The following is an 18,739-nucleotide window of genomic DNA, read 5'->3' on the forward strand; positions in this document are numbered from 1 at the left end:
ATAGATAGTGAATTAATATGATAAAGCGAATAAATGGACCTAAAGCTTACTAGACTAATAAAAATACTGAGTTCGGATAATAATCATTAATAGTATTGGTATCTTTTATATATTTAAGACAAATTATTAACCCTAACATCTACAAAATTTAGATTGTCATAAATGAAAGATAAGTCAGTTGCTGCTTTATTAGCTTTTTTCTTAGGATCTTTAGGAATTCATAAGTTTTACTTAAATCGACCTGTCCAAGGAGTTTTTTATCTCTTATTTTGTTGGACATACATACCTGCTGTATTAGGAGTTATTGAAGCTATTAGATATATTTTAATGTCGTCAGAGAAATTTAATCAGAAGTATAATAGTAGTTATAATACAAAATCATCTATTGAATCAAAACAAGATGTAATTAATATGCAGTATAAGCCTAACAGAGATCAATTACTTCCAAGAAAAGAACAAGTAAAACCAACAGAGCAAAAGATAGTTAATACTCAGCATAAATCGATTGTAAATCAAATATCATCTATAAAAGAGGAGATAGAAAAAAAAGAACAAAATATATTCAATACTCAAGATAACTTAAGTACAACTCAAATACCTCTGATAAAAGAAGAAATAAAAACAATAGAGCGAAAAACAGGTAATATTCAACGCAATTTAGGGGTAATTCAAGTACTACAATTAATAAAGGAAAAGGCAGAAAGAAGAGAGCAAATTATGGATCAACAAAAAATTGAGGTTCCCTATTGGGGACTTAATTCTGTTTATTCATATAATGATATTAAGACAGCGAATAGTGATGTTAGAAAATTTTATAATCAATTTAAAAATAATTTTTTAACTCATGTGTTTTTGCCACTGACAAAAGATGAAATAAATTATGCTTTCGTGCTTTTATTTGATTTTGAAAGAGAGTTTTTAATTACTAATGATTATGAGAAGTTAAAATATAATTATAATATTCTTGTTAAACATTATCCAAGAACTAAAATTTATTGTGAACAGATATTAGAAAAAAGAAATGCAGTTAATACAATAAATATTGCTACAGAAGTTTTAACAGAGAGTGAATCTATTCAAAAAGAAAGTAATGAACAAATAACTCAGGTCCCATATTGGAATAGTGGATACATTTATTCAGTTACTGCCATTAAGTATGCTGAAAGGCAAATAAAAAACTTTTATAATAAGTTTAAACAGGACTTTAAAAGTAAATCATATATAAAATTAGAGCAAGATAATTTAGGTTATGCTTTTACTTTAATGTTTGATTTAGAACAGGAACATCAAGAAAATAAAGACTATTTGAAATTAGAATCGTATTATCGTGTACTTGATGAGTTGTATCCGAAAGTAAGTAAATATACTGCGAGTATATTAAAGAAATATAATTCAAACACGTTATCAAATAATTATGGAGACCTGATCCAAAATAATTCTCATGGTAGTTATATTAATTATAATGAGCAGGATTATTATGTAGGGAATTATATTAAGGAAAAGTTTGATTTAACGCCAAAACAGATTAGATATTTAAATAGAATTGGTATCTATCATGAGACAGTTTTTAATCAAGCTGAATTTTGCTTTAATCAACAGGGGCTGGTATATTGTAGAGTAATAGATGCTTTAGAAAAGTACTGTAAGAAGAATAATACAACTTTATCTGTTAGAATTGATGAAATAGCAGCTCTACTAAAAAAGCATGATTCAAATCCATACTATGCTCAGTATTATTCTGAAGGATCGAGTTTAAAATCCTATAAACAAGAAATTTACAGATACTTTTTTAAGTTTACAGAGAATAAAGTCCGTGAATTTTATAATCACAAACGCAAGTTAAATGTAGATGCTTTACACACAAAACCTGAAATAATTGACCTATTTGAAGATTTGAAAAGAGTTTTTGAAGAAGCATTGGAAAAGGAGATTTTGTTATGTGAACCTGCAAATTTAGAATCAGAACTTGTTTTAAATAAACAAAACACAACAAGATGGAAAATTGCATTTGAGCAAATTGTAAAAAATATTCAAAATGCAGTAGAGTTTAAAAAAGAGATTGATCAGTTAGCTGAGTTTAATAAGTATAACCCTTCCATAGAAAATATCTATTTTGATGCCAGTAAGCACATTGCAAAGCAGGATCAATTATTGGCTTTAGAATATTATTTAAAATACATCCAAGCAGATTTAGATTCTGCAACTATAAATAATAAACCACTGAATAAAACCACACTTAAAGTATTATTTAAGAATCAGCAGCAATTAGATCAGTTCAATGTTATTTTGGATAATTTTTTAAAAACAAAGGATTTTGAGCGTGCATTAAAGGAGCTTAAAGGCATTTATGAAGTTAAGCGAAAAGAAATTAAGCTTGATTTTGAAAAGATAAGTGATGTAAAAAAGCAACTAAATGAAACTGTTGAGCTTTTAAATGAATATTTAGAAGATGAGGATGTAGAATCAGAATTAGATACTTCGTTATTAGAACAATTGGCAACAAAACCAAAACAAGAAAATTTGTTTAATGAAGAGTTAGGATATAACACACATGAAATTGAACTTTTACAGATGATTCAGAATTTTAATAATGAAATTACACGAGAATTAGTAGAAGAGTTTGCAAGTGAGAATGGGGTATTTGTAGATTCATTAATCAACAATATTAATGAAAAGACCTATGAACTTATTGATGACAATTTAATCGAAGAACAAGAGGATACTTATACAATTGAAGAACAATATTATCAAAATATACTAAAATAATGACAACTAATATCAAGCCAAAAGAAGCAACAGCTATTATTAATTCTCTTATTGGAGGTGTAGTACCTAAGATAGGAGTTTCTCATATTGCAGTAGGAAGAAATGAAGAAGTAAATGCCTTTATTAGCGCTTTAGAAGATGTTAAAAGTGGCCATAGTATCATGAAGTTTTGGATAGGGGATTTTGGGTCAGGAAAATCTTTTATGCTTCATTTATTAAATACAGTTGCGTTAAAGCAGAAATTTGTAATTGCTAATGCAGATTTTACTCCTGAGAATCGATTATACAGCAACGATGGTAAAGCAGTACTTCTTTATTCTGCTATTATGAATAACCTAGCTATTCAAACTAAACCTGAAGGAGGAGCACTGCCTATTTTATTGCAAAAGTGGATTGAGAGTGTTTTAATGAAAGTTTCTAAGGATAATCAAATTCCACTTACTGAGATTACACAAGAGCAAAATCTTCCACTTGTTGAAATACAAATTATGACTACCATTAATGAGTTGTCTGATGTAGGAGCATTTGATTTTGGATCTGTAATTATGAAGTATTATCAAGGATATATACAGAATGATGAAAACCTAAAAAAATATGCACTGAAATGGTTGAAAGGGGAGTATAAGACTAAAACGGAGTCAAGATCAGAATTGGGTATTAGAGAAATTATTGACGATCATAATTACTATGACATGCTTAAAAACTTCTGTAAGTTATTTACAAGTATTGGGTATAGTGGACTTATGATAAATTTAGATGAGGCAATTAATCTCTATAAAATTCAAAATTCTGGTACAAGAGAAAAGAACTATGAAAAAATTCTAACAATCTATAATGATTGTTTACAAGGTAAGGTAGAAAACTTATTCTTTAATATAGCAGGGACAAAAGACTTTTTAGAAAACGAAAGAAGAGGTCTTTTTAGTTATAATGCTTTAAAAACTAGACTTCAAACCAATAGGTTTGAAACTCAAGAAATTCGTGATTTTGCTCAACCTGTGATTAAACTTAGACCACTTAACCACAATGAAATTTATGTGCTATTGAAAAATCTTCAAACCATTTTTAATCAGAATTATCAAATTGAATCTCAAGTTGATGATCAAGATATTAAAAAATTTATGGAGGAGATTTATAATAAACCAGGCGCACAAGAATTCTTGACTCCAAGACAAGTTACACGTGATTTTTTAAACATATTGAATCTATTAAGACAGAACCCAACGTTAAACAAGGATTCTTTGTTTAAAGAAGTTAATGTTTTAGATGAACGCCAAGATATGGATTTATCGTATTTAGATACGATTGAAGAATTATAAAATATATGAGCAGTTACAATTTACTTTCAGAGCCCATTAGAAAATATATTGCAGAGCAGAATTGGTCTGAACTACGTCCTATTCAAAATGCTGCAATACAAAGGATATTGACAACAACGGATAATTATATTCTATCAGCAAAAACAGCTTCGGGTAAAACTGAAGCTGCTTTTTTGCCTATTCTAACGGATGTTGATTTTTCTGAAAGTGGAGTACAAGTCCTTTATATTTCTCCCTTAATTGCTCTTATTAATGATCAGTTTAAGCGTATTGAAGAGCTTTGTGAACATTTAGATATAGTGATTACCAAGTGGCATGGAGAAGCTAGTCAATCAGCAAAAAAGAAGCTTATTAAAAATCCAAACGGAATTGTTTTAATAACCCCAGAATCTTTAGAAGCTATGTTTTGTAATCGATCACACGAGATACCGCATCTTTTTAGTAATTTAAAATATGTTGTAATAGATGAGATACATTATTTTGATGGTACCAATAGAGGAGTGCAATTAAATTCATTGCTATATAGAATCCAGAAAAGGGCAAATGCTAATTTCAGATTAATTGGACTTTCAGCTACTATAGGTGATTTAGAATCGATTAAAAAATTTGGTGGACGTCCATTAGATACGAAGGTGTTAAAAGATTCTTCAAGTAAACCAACAAGAGTTTCTTTTAAATATTTTGAAAATAAAGGTGGGAATAATTATAGTCTTGATTTGATTAAAGACTTATTTAAAGAGGTATATAATAATAAGGTTTTAATATTTCCTAATAGTCGAGGTAAGGTTGAAGAAATTACACATTATCTTTTAAAGATCAGTAAACAAGGAAATTTACATACCAATTTCTTTGCTCATCATTCTTCAGTCGATAAATCACTTCGAGAATACATTGAGAATTTTGCCAAAACAAATACTTATTCACCATTTTCAATTTGTTGTACCTCTACTTTAGAACTTGGTATTGATATCGGTTCAGTAGATAAAGTTGTTCAAATTGATTCTACATTTAATATTGCTTCACTCGTTCAAAGAATTGGAAGAAGTGGTAGAAAAGATGGACAAGAAAGTAAAGTAGTTCTGTATAATACAAATAGCTGGTTTTTATTACAAAGTCTTGCTATTTGGGAGCTATATCAACAAGGAGTTATAGATAGTAAAACGAATGCTGTATATCCATTTGATATTTTGGTTCATCAAGTACTTTCCGTAATTAAAAGTAGAAATGGAATTACTCAAAAGGAGTTGATAAACTATTTTGAACAAAATTATTCTTTTGAGCATGTTACAGCTATTCAAATTGAACAGACTATACAATCACTATTGGAAAAACAAATTATTGAACAGACAGGCCAAGAATTATTGATAAGTCTTGAAGGAGAATATATTGTTAATTCAAAAGACTTTTATAGCGTTTTTGAGAGTGAACAAATGTATAAAGTAATTCATCAAAATATTGTTATTGGTGAACTCCCTTTAAATTCTATGTTAAGTGAAGAGAGTAAATTCTTACTAGCTTCAAGAGTATGGAAAGTAATACTCATTGAAAATGATAGTAAGAAGATTGTAGTCCAACCTGCTAATTCAGGAGATAAGCCTACTTTTTATGGAGGGCCTGTAGATATTAGTCATATCATAAAAGAGAAGATGCTAGAGATTTTGATTAGTAAACAAGAATTTGACTATTTAGATCAACCATCAGTAGATACTTTAAAGATACTTAGAGATGAGTTTTCTGTCTATAAACTAGTAAACTACAAAATAGATCGACCACTAAAACACGATGTAAATAAGACTGAGCTATACACCTTTGCTTCGTCAAAGATAAATAGAACAATTTGCTTATTTCTCGATTTTAATGGGATTAAAAATGACTATAACGATTTAGAAAACAGTATAATATTAAAGTTAACAACAGCTAAAGATTTATATAAATTATTTTCTAAGTTTAATATTGACTCGAAGGAGATTAAGTCATATTTAAAGCAAGTTATAGAAGAAAATCCAAGTATTATTGACTTAAGTAAATGGGGGAAATACTTACCAATTAATCAACAAGTTAGTTTGCTTGTAGATGCTTATTATTCTATAGAAGAAACATTGCAATTTTTGAATAATATAGAATTGAAGGAAAATATTTAATAAAATAGAGGTTTTTTACAATAATTAAAATAGAACTTTTAATGTCAGCAATAGCAGCTTTACGTGGTTATCGAACCCAATTCTTATATTCATTACATTATATCTTAACCTCTTTATCAGAAGACTTTATATATAGATTAGAAGGAGAAGAAGATTTAGATATATTGGATAGTAGGGGGCAACTTTTATATGCAATACAACTAAAGAATTTAGGCAAACCAATTACATTATCTGATATTTTATCTGTCAAAAAAACTTCATTTATTAAGAGATTTTTATCTAAATATTCAGACGGAACTCCAATATTAGTTTCTTATGGGGAAATAAGTCAGGAATTAAAAAATTGGATAAATCATAAAGATACTATTTCTGTAAAAGAGAAGTCAACGTTAAGAAAATATAATATAACAATAGATGAATGGAAACTAGTTAAAAGTAAAACTCAATTTGTAGAGATTAATGAGGAAGAAATCGCTGGAGAAATAGAAAAACTATTAAAAAACCATTTTCCTGAAGTTGATCCTATCCCTACTATTGGATTTCTGTTGAATTGGTTACAATTTATTGCAGAGAAACAACAGCCTATTACAACGAAAGATTTTTATAACAAGATTCAAGATTTTGCTTTATATTTATCAGAAAGGATTGATATTCACAATCAATATGGAGTGGTTTTAAAACCATTACATAAGGTTTCTACAGAGAATACAAATCTAACACTTTTAGAAAAGGAGTTCTACAATGCGACTTTAACAAGATATGAGCATATTTTATTGGGTTTAGATGTTAATAGAGAAAAGTATCTTGAAAAAATAAATGATGAATTAAAAGAGCATAACATTATCATAGTAAAAGGAGCATCTGGCCAAGGAAAGACAACTTTACTATATAGTTATATACGTCACTATGCCAATGATTGGCTTTCTTACGAATTGAATATACAGCAGGACCCTATTATAACTCAACAATCAATTCAAGCTATTGCTGTTATAAGTAAGAAACTAGAAATTCCAACCATACTTGTCATTAATGTAGCCCCAAATTCAATAGATTGGATTAAGATCTTAAAGGAATCTGCCCATTTAAATCATATTAGGTTTTTAGTAGCCATAAGAAATGAAGATTGGTACAGAGCATCGGCAATCGGAGTAGAATTTGGACATAAAGAAATAGACTTATCCTTATCTAAGGAAGAAGCTGAAGCTATATACTCTAAATTAAATGAGCGTAATAAAATCACAAATTTCACAGACTTTGAACAGGTTTGGATTCAAATTGGTGATAATGCTCCACTATTAGAATTTGTGTATTCCATTACTCAGGGAACCTCGTTAGAAAACAAGTTGAAACAACAAGTTCAGCAATTACGTAGAGAAAATTATCATAGTAGTAATCCTGAGATTGAGTTTTTAAGAATTGTTAGTCTTGTTGACTCTTTAGGTGCTAAGATTGATGTATCTAAATTGAGTTCAAGCATTGATTATCAATATATAATCGAAAAGTTAGAAAATGAGTATTTAGTTAAGAAATCTTTGAATGGAAAATATATTCAAGGATTACATTTAATCCGTTCACAGAAGTTAGTTGAAATACTTTTTGATGAATTTATAACATATAAAGAAGAATATGTCTATAAATCTATTCCCTTGATAGATGAGAAAGAGTTGTATTTATTCTTATTACAAATGTTCCATCTTGAAATACTAAAACCTAATCAATTTATCACTGATTTAAATATTAAAATTAATGTAAGTGATTGGTCTTTATATGCTTCAATTTTAAAATCGTTTATTTGGCAGGGAACTAAAAATTATGTTGAGACTAATCGTGAAGTTATAGATAGATGTAGAACTATTTGTGGTAGTTCTTGGGCAATGTTTACAGATTTTATGTTTGAAAGCAATTATGATAAAGATATAATGCTAGATGTACTTAATGTGGATGACGAACGCAGAGAAAAAATAAATGATATCAATCATAGATTAACATCTAATCAAGATGTCTTCAATCTAGCAACTGAAGTCATCCATAAACTTGATTTTCCAGAAGTGATACCTTCAAGTATCTTTGGATGGAAATCTTACGGAGAAACCTTATTCTGGCTTAAAAATATATCTAATCAAAAAGGAAAATTATTACTATTTGAAGAAAATGTGTATGAATCTGCATTCAAAATGATGGATAGCAGAAGCTTATCTAAATTAATGTTAGGTATGTATTCTTTTTCAGTAGAATTGGATACGATACGTAAAAAGTATGTTGACGTCTTCATTGAACAAATAAAAAAAGAATTTGATATAATCCACTTATCTATAGATGACAACGAAGTAAATGTGCATTTCATCATTGATATCCTAAAAAATGATACAGAAAGGTTAACCAATGATTTCATTGTATCTGTTTTAGATGTTATCAGAACCGCTATTCCAGATAAAAAACAATTTAATTCTCAAGGATATGGTCATCGTTTACATACTTTAGCTATGGATTATGATGATACACGCAAAACAATATCTATTGAAAATATTCCTCTAGAAGAATGGGTAAATATCAATTCCACAATTATTGAATTATATGAATATCCTATTAGACCAGCAGATTGGAATGAATATAAAAATCAGCTAAACCAATGGGAAGAAATTATCAAAGCAAAAATAAAAGATTTTAATACCTCATTTGAAAAATTGTTTAAAAGTAGCGTGAATTATATGCCCGTAATTCATATCATGCAGAATATATTTTTTGAAAGTTTAGAAAGCATAAAAGAACCAAAATCTATTACAAATCCATTAGGGATCTTTGGTAATAAAGAAAATACCAAAAAACAAATGGAGGGAAAAGAGTTAGTTAATAGCAAATCAAAATATAAACCACTTTTTAAAAGTGTCTTTGATTTTAAAAGCAATATAGAAAGTTTTATCCAGCAGTCAGCTGGTACATTATACTCAAAGACTAAATTAAAAACTGATGAAAAGCATATACATGATGATAATACAGAACGTTTATCTCAAATAAACCTTTACAATGCAATTGAAAAACTTCAAACTTATAATAGTCAATACAACAATATTTTAGGTAATATTGATAACAAACACCATTCAAAAATTGAAATAAATACGCTTTTTACTACAGCTTCAATATGGAAAGATTTTTTGAATAATAATAGTAAAGGAACCCGATCAGAAAAACGAATTTTAAAGCTAAAATCCGATTTCGAAGGAAAAATAATAAACGGATTTAAACAAGTTTCAAAATTCAATTTTTTCTCAATCAAGTATATTAATAATGAGACAACAAATTATAAACCTATTGTTTTAATTGATGGAGAAAATGTTTATTGGGCATTAATGGGGTATAAAGAAGCTTACCAAATTATACAACAGATAATAGATAATTCTGAATATACAAGTTTAAAATATTTAATGCTACAATTCTGGTTTACTAATTTTTATTTCATTCAAACCATTCACAAAAAGAGCTTAAACAATCAATGGAATGAAGTCAGATTATACAACATAAAACATAAGTTGTTTGAAGAATTATCTTTCATTAATTTGATTTCACAACCGATTGAAGCAAAAATTATTGAAAACCTAAATATTGAGGGGTGGGCGAATTTATATCCAGAGTTTAATGATATAACTAAAGTTACAGAAGCATACCAAAAAATACCTCTATTAACAGATCATTTTTATGATTTAAGATTTTTAGAAGAGTTCGAACTAACAGAAAATGATCAAGTTAATTTAGAAGATTACCTTCAAAAGGTAAGTTTAGAGATACAAACATCCCTTCGAATTGTACTTAATTCTTTAGCAAAATGGATAAGTAAATTTTCTTTAGATAAAGATAGAAATCATGTTAATGAAGAAGAGATACTATTTTATGACACAATAATAAATATTAAGGATTACATTTTTCCTGAATCAATAAAAGACAAAGAAGATTCATGGTTCCTACTAAACATGGAAATTATACCTAATTGGAATGAAAGACTAAAAGTATGTACAGAAAATTGGAATGTATTTATAATACTGCTTTACGAGAAGTATATTAATAAATATAAAGAGTCTTAATAATGGGGGAAGCCTCTCAAAATCACTTTTACAGTATAATTATTTTTTTAACTTATTCGATTAATAATACTTAATCAAAAAACACGGTAAAAACATTACTTTTTTAGACAAAAAAGTAAAGATAAGACAATATAGAAAGGAGTATGCAAAAGGATCCGAAAAATAAAAGCGTACAAAAAGCGTACAAATTTGGACATAAAAAAAGCCTAACTATTTAATTATCAATAGTTAGGCTTTTTTATCTGTGGAGTCGCCGAGAATCGAACTCGGGTCCAAACAAGCAATCAGGAAGCTTTCTACACGCTTAGTTTTTTCTTAGATTTTCGACTGTTGGCTTGGCAAAAAACAGCCACCAAAAGCTTAGCCTCTTAAGTTTCGAAATGTCACCGAGACCATAACATTCCTAGGTTTACTTTACGGTTCCTCTGGATAAAGCGCCATAAACCAGGGCTCTTTAGAGGAATTCAGCTCTCCCACCTAGTGGGAACTAAAGGCAATCTTACTATAATTCAGATTATGCAGCTAAAGCGTAGTTATTTTCGCCGTTTAAAAAGGTCGTTAGATGATATTTACGAGCAATCTAACAACGCTCGACGTGCTTACTAACTAATTCCACTCGCTGTCAATACCGATCGACCCCTTATGGTTGCTTACGTTAGTAATATATTGCAAAAGTATAACATTTTTCGCAAATTACAAATAAATACCTGTGAAGAGTTGACGAGAAGCTTGCTCTTTGCGGTTTGTTTTCTATTGCTAAGAGCAACTATTTAGTACTAAACTTTTCACTTTCTGTTAGATGGGGGATGTAGATCAGATAATCATTCCCTTTTATAATTCTCAATAATGTTTGATCCTCTATTTTTAAATTACTAGTAGAAATAGCCTTTTGGAGCGGTCTAAGATCAAAACAATGCCACTCATCAGTAGTCACTACACCTAAAAATGATTTATACAATTTGAGATCTTCTTCTGTTTCACCTGCACTTTTACCTATCAGCATAATATGTAGTGAGTTTCTAAAATTAGCATCTTCTATACTAGACACTAGATTACCAATGTCATAGATCTCCATTAGGCTTTCTCCTTTGGGAGTATGAACTGCGCCAAATTTGAATAGGTTCTTCTTATTAGACCAATTTGCAATCTCTTTTAGCAGAATGTTTTTCATCACTTGTATTCTTAAATGATGATTTCCTCCTAAGTATATTTCTCTACTAACTTTCATTGCTTCTAAGTATTCTCTTTCCTCTACAGATAGTTTACTCTTTAATAATAAAGTACTCTTCTCTAGAAAATCTTCAGTAAACAGATATATGTCCTCATTTAAAGACAGTTCTTTTGAAGTTTTTATCATTTCACTTAATATAGCGTATGTATCCTTATTCTTTGTGTTTTTCTGTAGGTCAGATAATAGAAGTCTATCTGATTCTAAAAATACTTGCTCTAAACCAAATGTATGTATCCCTTGTTTAACCATCTTCTCATATAGCTTGAAATCATTCTTTCTTTCTAAAAAAGAGAATGTTGAATTAAAGTCATGGACAAAAAGATTCAACTTATCAGGAGATAAAGATTTGATGTTTTGTTCTAAAATACGATTTGAATAAGGATCTATCTCTTGAAAATAATTATCAAATTTTACCTGTCCAATTAAAGCGTTGATAAAGTATGGTACCTCGTTTGTAAAATGCATTTCTCCCACTACGACTGAGTTAGCTGCATTCGTTTCCTTTAACAAGAGATCCCAACCTTGTCCTTTAAAAGATTCTTTATCTACTAGCGTACTAAAAGTAGAATAATTCTTCTGTATGATACTATCCATTAATTGCTCTTGGCTAAACGCGTTGAAACATAGGAAAAAACATAGCGTAGTAGATAAATATTTTCTCATATAATGACTGATTTTGTTCCTAAAGAAAATACTTTCTCTTTTAACTAGCAATAGAGGAATGAAAAAATAGTTTTAACCCGAAATATGTGATAGGCATATAAACTAAAAGTAGTTACACAGGTATACTATAGTTTGGTTTTAGAACTAATGAAAAAGCTATGAAGTAGAATTGTTTTATAGTATTTGGCTAATGCTTATTTTGGGTTTAACTTGCTTCTCTCAATCAAATAATCTATCGATGGTAACTATAAAACCCTATCAGGAAAGCTATTTTGAGGCACTGTCCTCGTATGAGCTAGATGAGCGCCAAGCTACTTTTGCCTTAGTGCCTAAATATATACTGACTAATCCTGCTATTCTGGAGAATACTTTACGTGTTCAGTATTGCGTTTTATACAATGACGAGCCTGTGGGATTCTTCTCGTTAGATAGATCAGATGATCGTTTTATCTATACGGATAACCAACAGTCTATCTTGCTTCGTGCCTTGTCTATTATGCCACAGCATCAAGGAAAAGGTATCGCTAAGTCTATGCTACTTTTATTACCTGAATATGTCAAAGCGAACCACCCGACAATCAATGAAATCGTCTTTGGAGTAAACTTTGAGAATGAAGGTGCTTATCATCTGTATCTAAAGACAGGATATACAGATGCAAATAGGGTATATCAGGGACCTAAAGGCCCACAACATTCAATGTTTAAAAAAATAGTCTAACCAATAAGGTAAGAACTGACTAAAATAATAGGAAAAAGTGGTGAGATTTAAGAACAGATAAAGTTATTTCATTTTGACATTTTTTATTTCTTACTATAGATATTATATAAGAGTATGTAAGGCTTTTAAAGTTATAAAACTATCTAGTCTGTTGAATTGAGAACAAAATAAAAAGGGTGTAGCAAGAAAAGCTAATTTTTAATGAGTGTTTTTTTTGTATAGTACTGAATATCAGTATTTATTTGTTTTTTTTTTAAACCAATCTTCGAGGTCAATATTTAAAAAAAATCAGAACAAACATTAGTAGGGTAAAATAGGCATTTCTATGCACTTTCAGTTTGAGTCACTATGGATGCATGATGCTGTGAATATACTTTCAATCAAAGCAAGGTAGCAACTACATAAATAGCAATTGGTAAAAAGATATTTGTCTTGGGATAAGTGAGAAAATATATAATCCTAGAGCGAATTAATATCAATAATTTCTAAAGAAATAGAAACTAACTTGGAATTGCAAAGATATGAATTTAACCGAGATTACATACGCCTAATCTTAGAGCTTTAAAATATTTAAAACTTAAAGCGCTATGAATAGTTTAAAAGATAAAGCACAGTTTAAGAGCAGGTGTAATGGAATTCTCTATTAGTATAATAGCTTTAGTTCTTATTATAACCTCTAGCTTATAGGCTAGTTATGATCAAAAAAAGAAATATAAATGGGGTGGAGGAGCAAGTAGTCCTGAGGGCTATCCAGTAGAGGTAACAGTAGGAGGCTTTAGTTTTGCTCTATTAAGTATCACTGTCATAGTAGGCTCTTGAGGCGATATTAGTTATTTAGGAAGCTCAGGAGAATCACTCCTACCGTTGTGATTACTGTGTGGTAATACTTTATAGATAATTTCTTCATTTACATTGTCATAATCTAACTACTCTAAACATCCCTACTAATAGGGATTGACTCCCTTCACTTATCTCTTTAATATTGTTACTTATCGAATGCAAAAATGAAAAGAATGAGAGTAGCTCTGTTAACAAACCTTCTGATGTTGACCTCTGTGACAGCTTGTACACAGGTTAAAAGTGATAACTTATCTTTAGAACCGTTAAAAGTGGATGTGGGCAGTTCTGTTCCATTCTTAACGAAACAAAATGACTTCATATATGTAGATAAGAGTAATTTAAAGCCTATTAATAGTCAGCGATATAAAAGTGCTTCTTTGTATACAAGTACAGGTTTTGCTGTGGTTATAAATGATCAAGGAGAGTATGGGGTGATTGATAGTAAGGGTAAGACTATAGTTAATTTTACAGATAAGATAATCTCTTTAGAGGTGGAGAATGGATTGACTTTTTATAAAAAGGAGAGGGAATATGAGAAGAAGATGCCAATATGGAATTGGGAATGGAATATCTTAGGAGGTGCTATTAAGAAAGAACAGACTTATCATCAAGTAGAGATAGGTGTGCTAGAAACAAAGCAGGTCTTACTTGAGAAAGACTTTCCATACTTATATGATACTTATTATTTGAACATGACCTCGGTGGATGAGCATCATATTTTTTGGAATGAATGTATCTACCAAATTAAGAAAGGTCGCTTGCATCGAGTAGAACGCCATATTACGGAACTGTTAGGCAATAAGCGCTTTATAAAGGCTTCAGGTACGAATTTTTCAATATATGAATTGAATCAAAAGAATGCTGTTCACAAAGAGTTGAAAGGGAGTGAAACACTTACAATTCAATTCGGAAGTGAGCGTATTGTATTAAACGAAATTAATAAAGAGCGTTATGCACCTGAGGTACCTAAGCTTTTAGTGGATACGAAAACAAATGATGTTTATGTCTTTCCACAGTATGATAAGGTTTTTCCCAAGGCTATTAAAGAGGCTACCCCTGCACAAATAGACTTTATTAAGCGAACGTCTTTAGTATATTCTATTGCTAATTCTCCTTATTTCTTGTTGGGTGTTTTTAATAATGATCACGATATTTGGGCTTATGATTGGCTTTATCTAGATATAAATGGTCAGGTGGTAGAACATCTTGATTTGGATAGTTTTAAGGTAGCAGATCAAATAGGGAGGCTTGTCTGGCCTTCTAAAGAAATGATTTTACCTCATCAGAAGGTTACTTCAGTGAAGTACTATGCTGATAGTAATGAACTGTATCTTGTAAATGTAAAAGGTAAAGAAGGAGATAGTATGTATGGCGTATGGGATAGAAAAGGACAGCTATGGAGTATAGAGCCTGAGTACACTTCTATACTAGCTTTGGATACTGCTAAAGGCATCTATGCTTTACAGAAAGGAAAAGAAGGAAATTATGTACTCTATAACAATGACAAAAAAGAAGACGTAGGCATGAGGGCCTATAAATATATTAGTTATGATGGATCAGTTCAAGTAATACTTGAAGGCAGACTAGTTAGTTATTATATTGATATTTATACAGGTAAAGAGTATTTAGAGTAATGAAGAGATAGAGAATAGTCAGTTGGGGCTGTCTCATTGCAAAAAGAGACAGCTCTCTTTGTTCTGATATTTTAGATATTGTTTTTAGAGGATTTTCTTAAAATATGCAAACCTCAGAGGATTGAAAAAGGATATTAAAGAAAAAAGGAACTAAAAGAGCCTTTTTAGGCAGCTCTCTTTCTAATATTTTGTGCAATTGCCAATAATCCCCATTCTATTGCGACTTTTTCCTTACCACGAAGCATAAATCGGCGGAACCCATGGTTCTGTTTAATGTTTCCGAAAACTGTTTCTACATCGTGACACCTTTGTGTACGCTTGTCAACACCTTCTTTTGTAGTGAGTAATTTACTTGCTTTTTTTCGGTGTCGTTGTAATTCAAAGTTTATTTCTATAGTCCGATTGCCTTTTGCTTTATGGCATACACCATTTAAAGGACAACCTTGACAATTTTTAGCTTGATATTGCCTTAATGTTTGGATAAAGCCTGTAGTTGTAGCTTTTGTTGTATCTCCAATATAGTGCATTTCTTGTCCCATAGGACATACAAAATAATCACCTTTGTGTTGGTAAAATAATTTATCTGTTGCAAAAGGCTTTGTACTTTGCTTAGCATTCTTCCTGGTTTTTTTTTCTACTTGTTCTTGCTCTTGCTCAAAAGTATTATACTTCACAAAAGCTTTAATTTGTTGATCCTCTAAATAGGTGTAATTTTCTTGACTACCATACCCTGCGTCTGCTATAACAGACTTTGGATATTCGCCATAATTCTCTTTGAATTTTTCTAAGTGAGGTATTAATGTAGTTGTATCAGTTGGGTTTGAATGTATACTATAGGCAAGGATATATTGATTGTTGGTTGATATTTGAACATTGTAGCCTGCTTTTAGAAAACCACTATTCATATGATCTTCCTTCATACGCATAAAAGTAGCATCCTTATCTGTTTTAGAATAAGAATTGCGATCTTCTAGTATAGCTTCATGCTCTTGGTACTCTTGAATTTTTGTAGGGTACTCTTTGCTGATATACTTAAGTTTGTTCTTTACTTTCTGGTCAACATCTGGATTGTCTTTTAACGCTGCATTTAATGTGTCAATGGCTTGAGTAATAGTCTCTGCATCTATTTTCTTAAAGTCTGGGGGTGGTGGAAGTTCACTTTCTTGTCTGGCAATAGAGTCTGCATAACCCCATATTTCTAGAATCTGCTGAACCATCTTTTCTTTATAATTTGAAATAGCTTTCTTCCAAACAAAGGTGAATTTATTAGCATTGGCCTCGATTTTAGTTCCATCAATATAAGCCTCTTCAATACTAATAAAACCTTCCGCTATGAATAACTCAACAACCTGAGTAAAGATTTGCTCTATATAATCCTTAAGTTTTGAAGAGCGAAAACGATTAATTGTATTGTGGTCTGGGTAGGACATACCACTTAACCACATATAATGAACATTCTCTAAACAGGCTTGCTCAAGCTTGCGACTACTGTACACATTGTTTAGGTAACCATAAATTAGAACCTTTAGTAACATCTTTGGATGATAACTGATACCACCACATTTAGAGTAGCTATCATATAAGCTTTCTAAGTCTAACTTATCTATTACTGTATTAATAATACGTACAGGATGTAACTTAGGGATAAAATCATCTAAGGAATGAGGAATTAAGCTCATTTGATTCTGAGCGTAGTATTTAAATCTAGGGGATTGTTTTGCCATAAACACATTGATTTATCAACTTAAAAATACTGATAATCAACTAAATAAACAAATAATAAGAGTGTGAATATACTAAATGTGACTAAAAAAGAGGCTGTCTTTATGAGACAGCCCCAGTTGAAATAGATAGTTTCAGATTGAAAAAACGTATAATAGAGATACCTGATTATCATAGTATCATTTAACCCCAGAATAAAGGCAACATTAAATAAGAAAACCACTATTATCAGTGAGATGATTATAGGGTAAAAAGATTACTTTTAACCTGTGAATATGTTTAAAAATGTAGTAATGAAATACCTTATGCTTTTAGCTTCTTTGTTCGCTTTATTGGGTTGTAAAACCAATGCTGATAAGCTTCAAGTAAGTGCTGTCATGTCAGAGCCTAAGCTCATGACTAGAGAAGTGCCTGAAACAGGAAAACAACATACTTATACCACTTATCAGGAGGTTACGGAGAGATTTGTAGCTGCTGTTTCTTTAGTTTCTAAAGAGGATAAAGTGTTGCGATTTCGGATACAAGGGAATATTAGTTCAAGAGGAGGTCAAATTAGAAAAGTATCTAAGATACGCTTTGAACAAGGAGAACAGTTTGGCAATGGTATAACACTTAAATACTATGTAAGCATTAAGCATATACCTGGTAAAGAAGGAGCTTCTATAGCAGGGTATAACTACAGTCAGGAAAAAGAGTATAAGATACCAGCTCATGTGAAAGTAGTCCATGTAGAAGTATATGAAGAACATCCGAATCAAGAACCTAAGTTAATTGCAAATAAAAAGTTTGACTTCTTTGCGAAGATTTAGCATTAAAACAAAAACTATGAATCTATTAATAAAATTATTCCCTGAATACGAAGATGTATTCTATAACGATATCGAAAACCATAAGAAGTATTTCTTGCCTATCTGTTCTTTTAATCTAAAACTGATTGATCCTACTAAAGATCAATGGTTACACATTGTGTCTGTCAAGGAGATTTATGACGGTTGTGTAGGAGAAGATACAACAGACTATCACACCACATTTACTAAAGCAGATATGTTTGGATTTGATGTGATTGATGGGAAGTATAAGTTTGACGCAGATTGGAACTTCTTTTCAGTAAGTACTGTAATAACGACTGAGGATTATCAAAAGAAATACTCAGCATTAGAGATAGAGTACAACAAGAATGAGACAGTGTATCAACTGCGAAAGGCATATTATCAAAAGTATGGTAAGCTATGTGATAAGGACTATGACCGCCCAGGCTTACACGTAGAAGATATCCGTAGTTTAGAAAGATTGCGTCAACTTACAGTAGAAGATATGGATAATGGTAAACACTCAGATTATTTAGTAGAGCGTTTAGAACAGAAGATGCATGGTATTTTCGAAGAGCTAAATATAGAAGGACTTTCCTTAGAAGATTGCAAATACGGTGGAGAGAATATAATAGAAAAGCCTTATCACAATGGAGAAGTACTGCCTCACATTGCTACGATAGAAGGCTATGACTTTCAACAGAGTGCTGCTGATATGTTATTCTTATTCTATGACCAAACTATAAATAAAGTGGTGATTTGCTTAGAATATACCTAATAGGAAAACTAAGACAATTAGATGTAGTGCTAAAGTAATAAT

10 protein-coding genes and 1 other RNA gene are annotated in these 18,739 nt (G+C 30.5%); 8 read left to right on the plus strand and 3 right to left on the minus strand.

The window, feature by feature from the left end:
* The first annotated feature begins 162 nt into the window (after nucleotides 1-162).
* From LNQ81_RS14625 to LNQ81_RS14640, 4 genes are read left to right on the plus strand one after another with little or no spacing between them, the layout of a single operon-like run.
* Nucleotides 163-2,766: a tellurite resistance TerB C-terminal domain-containing protein gene (locus LNQ81_RS14625; RefSeq protein WP_229947974.1), complete on the plus strand. Its 2,604-nt coding sequence runs from the start codon at nucleotides 163-165 to the stop codon at nucleotides 2,764-2,766.
* A complete protein-coding gene (locus LNQ81_RS14630; RefSeq protein WP_229947976.1) occupies nucleotides 2,766-4,085 on the plus strand; it encodes an ATP-binding protein in 1,320 nt (439 codons plus the stop codon). Before LNQ81_RS14625 ends, LNQ81_RS14630 begins: the two co-directional genes overlap by 1 nt.
* A 5-nt stretch (nucleotides 4,086-4,090) precedes the next feature.
* The gene (locus LNQ81_RS14635) at nucleotides 4,091-6,226 is read left to right on the plus strand and encodes a DEAD/DEAH box helicase (protein WP_229947980.1); all 2,136 of its coding nucleotides are present in this window, start codon (nucleotides 4,091-4,093) and stop codon (nucleotides 6,224-6,226) included.
* 41 nt (nucleotides 6,227-6,267) lie between these two features.
* A complete protein-coding gene (locus LNQ81_RS14640) occupies nucleotides 6,268-10,302 on the plus strand; it encodes a GspE family protein (RefSeq protein WP_229947982.1) in 4,035 nt (1,344 codons plus the stop codon).
* 242 nt (nucleotides 10,303-10,544) lie between these two features.
* On the opposite strand, the gene ssrA is transcribed toward LNQ81_RS14640, so the two are convergent.
* Nucleotides 10,545-10,942, minus strand: a transfer-messenger RNA (tmRNA) gene (gene ssrA, locus LNQ81_RS14645).
* 126 nt (nucleotides 10,943-11,068) lie between these two features.
* A complete protein-coding gene (locus LNQ81_RS14650; RefSeq protein ID WP_229947984.1) occupies nucleotides 11,069-12,196 on the minus strand; it encodes a hypothetical protein in 1,128 nt (375 codons plus the stop codon).
* Between the two features lie 238 nt (nucleotides 12,197-12,434).
* Between LNQ81_RS14650 and LNQ81_RS14655 the strand changes: the two genes are divergently transcribed.
* Both LNQ81_RS14655 and LNQ81_RS14660 read left to right on the plus strand, forming a co-directional pair.
* Entirely contained in the window at nucleotides 12,435-12,914 is a 480-nt protein-coding gene (locus LNQ81_RS14655) for a GNAT family N-acetyltransferase (RefSeq protein WP_229947986.1), read from the plus strand.
* Between the two features lie 1,013 nt (nucleotides 12,915-13,927).
* A complete protein-coding gene (locus tag LNQ81_RS14660) occupies nucleotides 13,928-15,388 on the plus strand; it encodes a hypothetical protein (RefSeq protein WP_229947988.1) in 1,461 nt (486 codons plus the stop codon).
* Nucleotides 15,389-15,552: 164 nt separating this feature from the next.
* Here the strand turns inward: LNQ81_RS14660 and LNQ81_RS14665 are convergent, their stop codons facing one another.
* Nucleotides 15,553-17,112, minus strand: a complete 1,560-nt coding sequence (locus LNQ81_RS14665; RefSeq protein WP_229947990.1) for an IS1182 family transposase — start codon at nucleotides 17,110-17,112, stop codon at nucleotides 15,553-15,555.
* Nucleotides 17,113-17,403: 291 nt separating this feature from the next.
* Between LNQ81_RS14665 and LNQ81_RS14670 the strand changes: the two genes are divergently transcribed.
* Nucleotides 17,404-17,919 (plus strand): hypothetical protein, encoded by a 516-nt coding sequence (locus LNQ81_RS14670; protein ID WP_229947992.1) that lies wholly within the window; start codon nucleotides 17,404-17,406, stop codon nucleotides 17,917-17,919.
* A 16-nt stretch (nucleotides 17,920-17,935) separates the two neighbouring features.
* Nucleotides 17,936-18,697 (plus strand): hypothetical protein, encoded by a 762-nt coding sequence (locus LNQ81_RS14675; protein ID WP_229947994.1) that lies wholly within the window; start codon nucleotides 17,936-17,938, stop codon nucleotides 18,695-18,697.
* The last annotated feature ends 42 nt before the right edge of the window (nucleotides 18,698-18,739 follow it).

The organism is Myroides oncorhynchi, assembly GCF_020905415.1.
GTDB classification, from domain to species: Bacteria; Bacteroidota; Bacteroidia; order Flavobacteriales; family Flavobacteriaceae; genus Flavobacterium; species Flavobacterium oncorhynchi_A.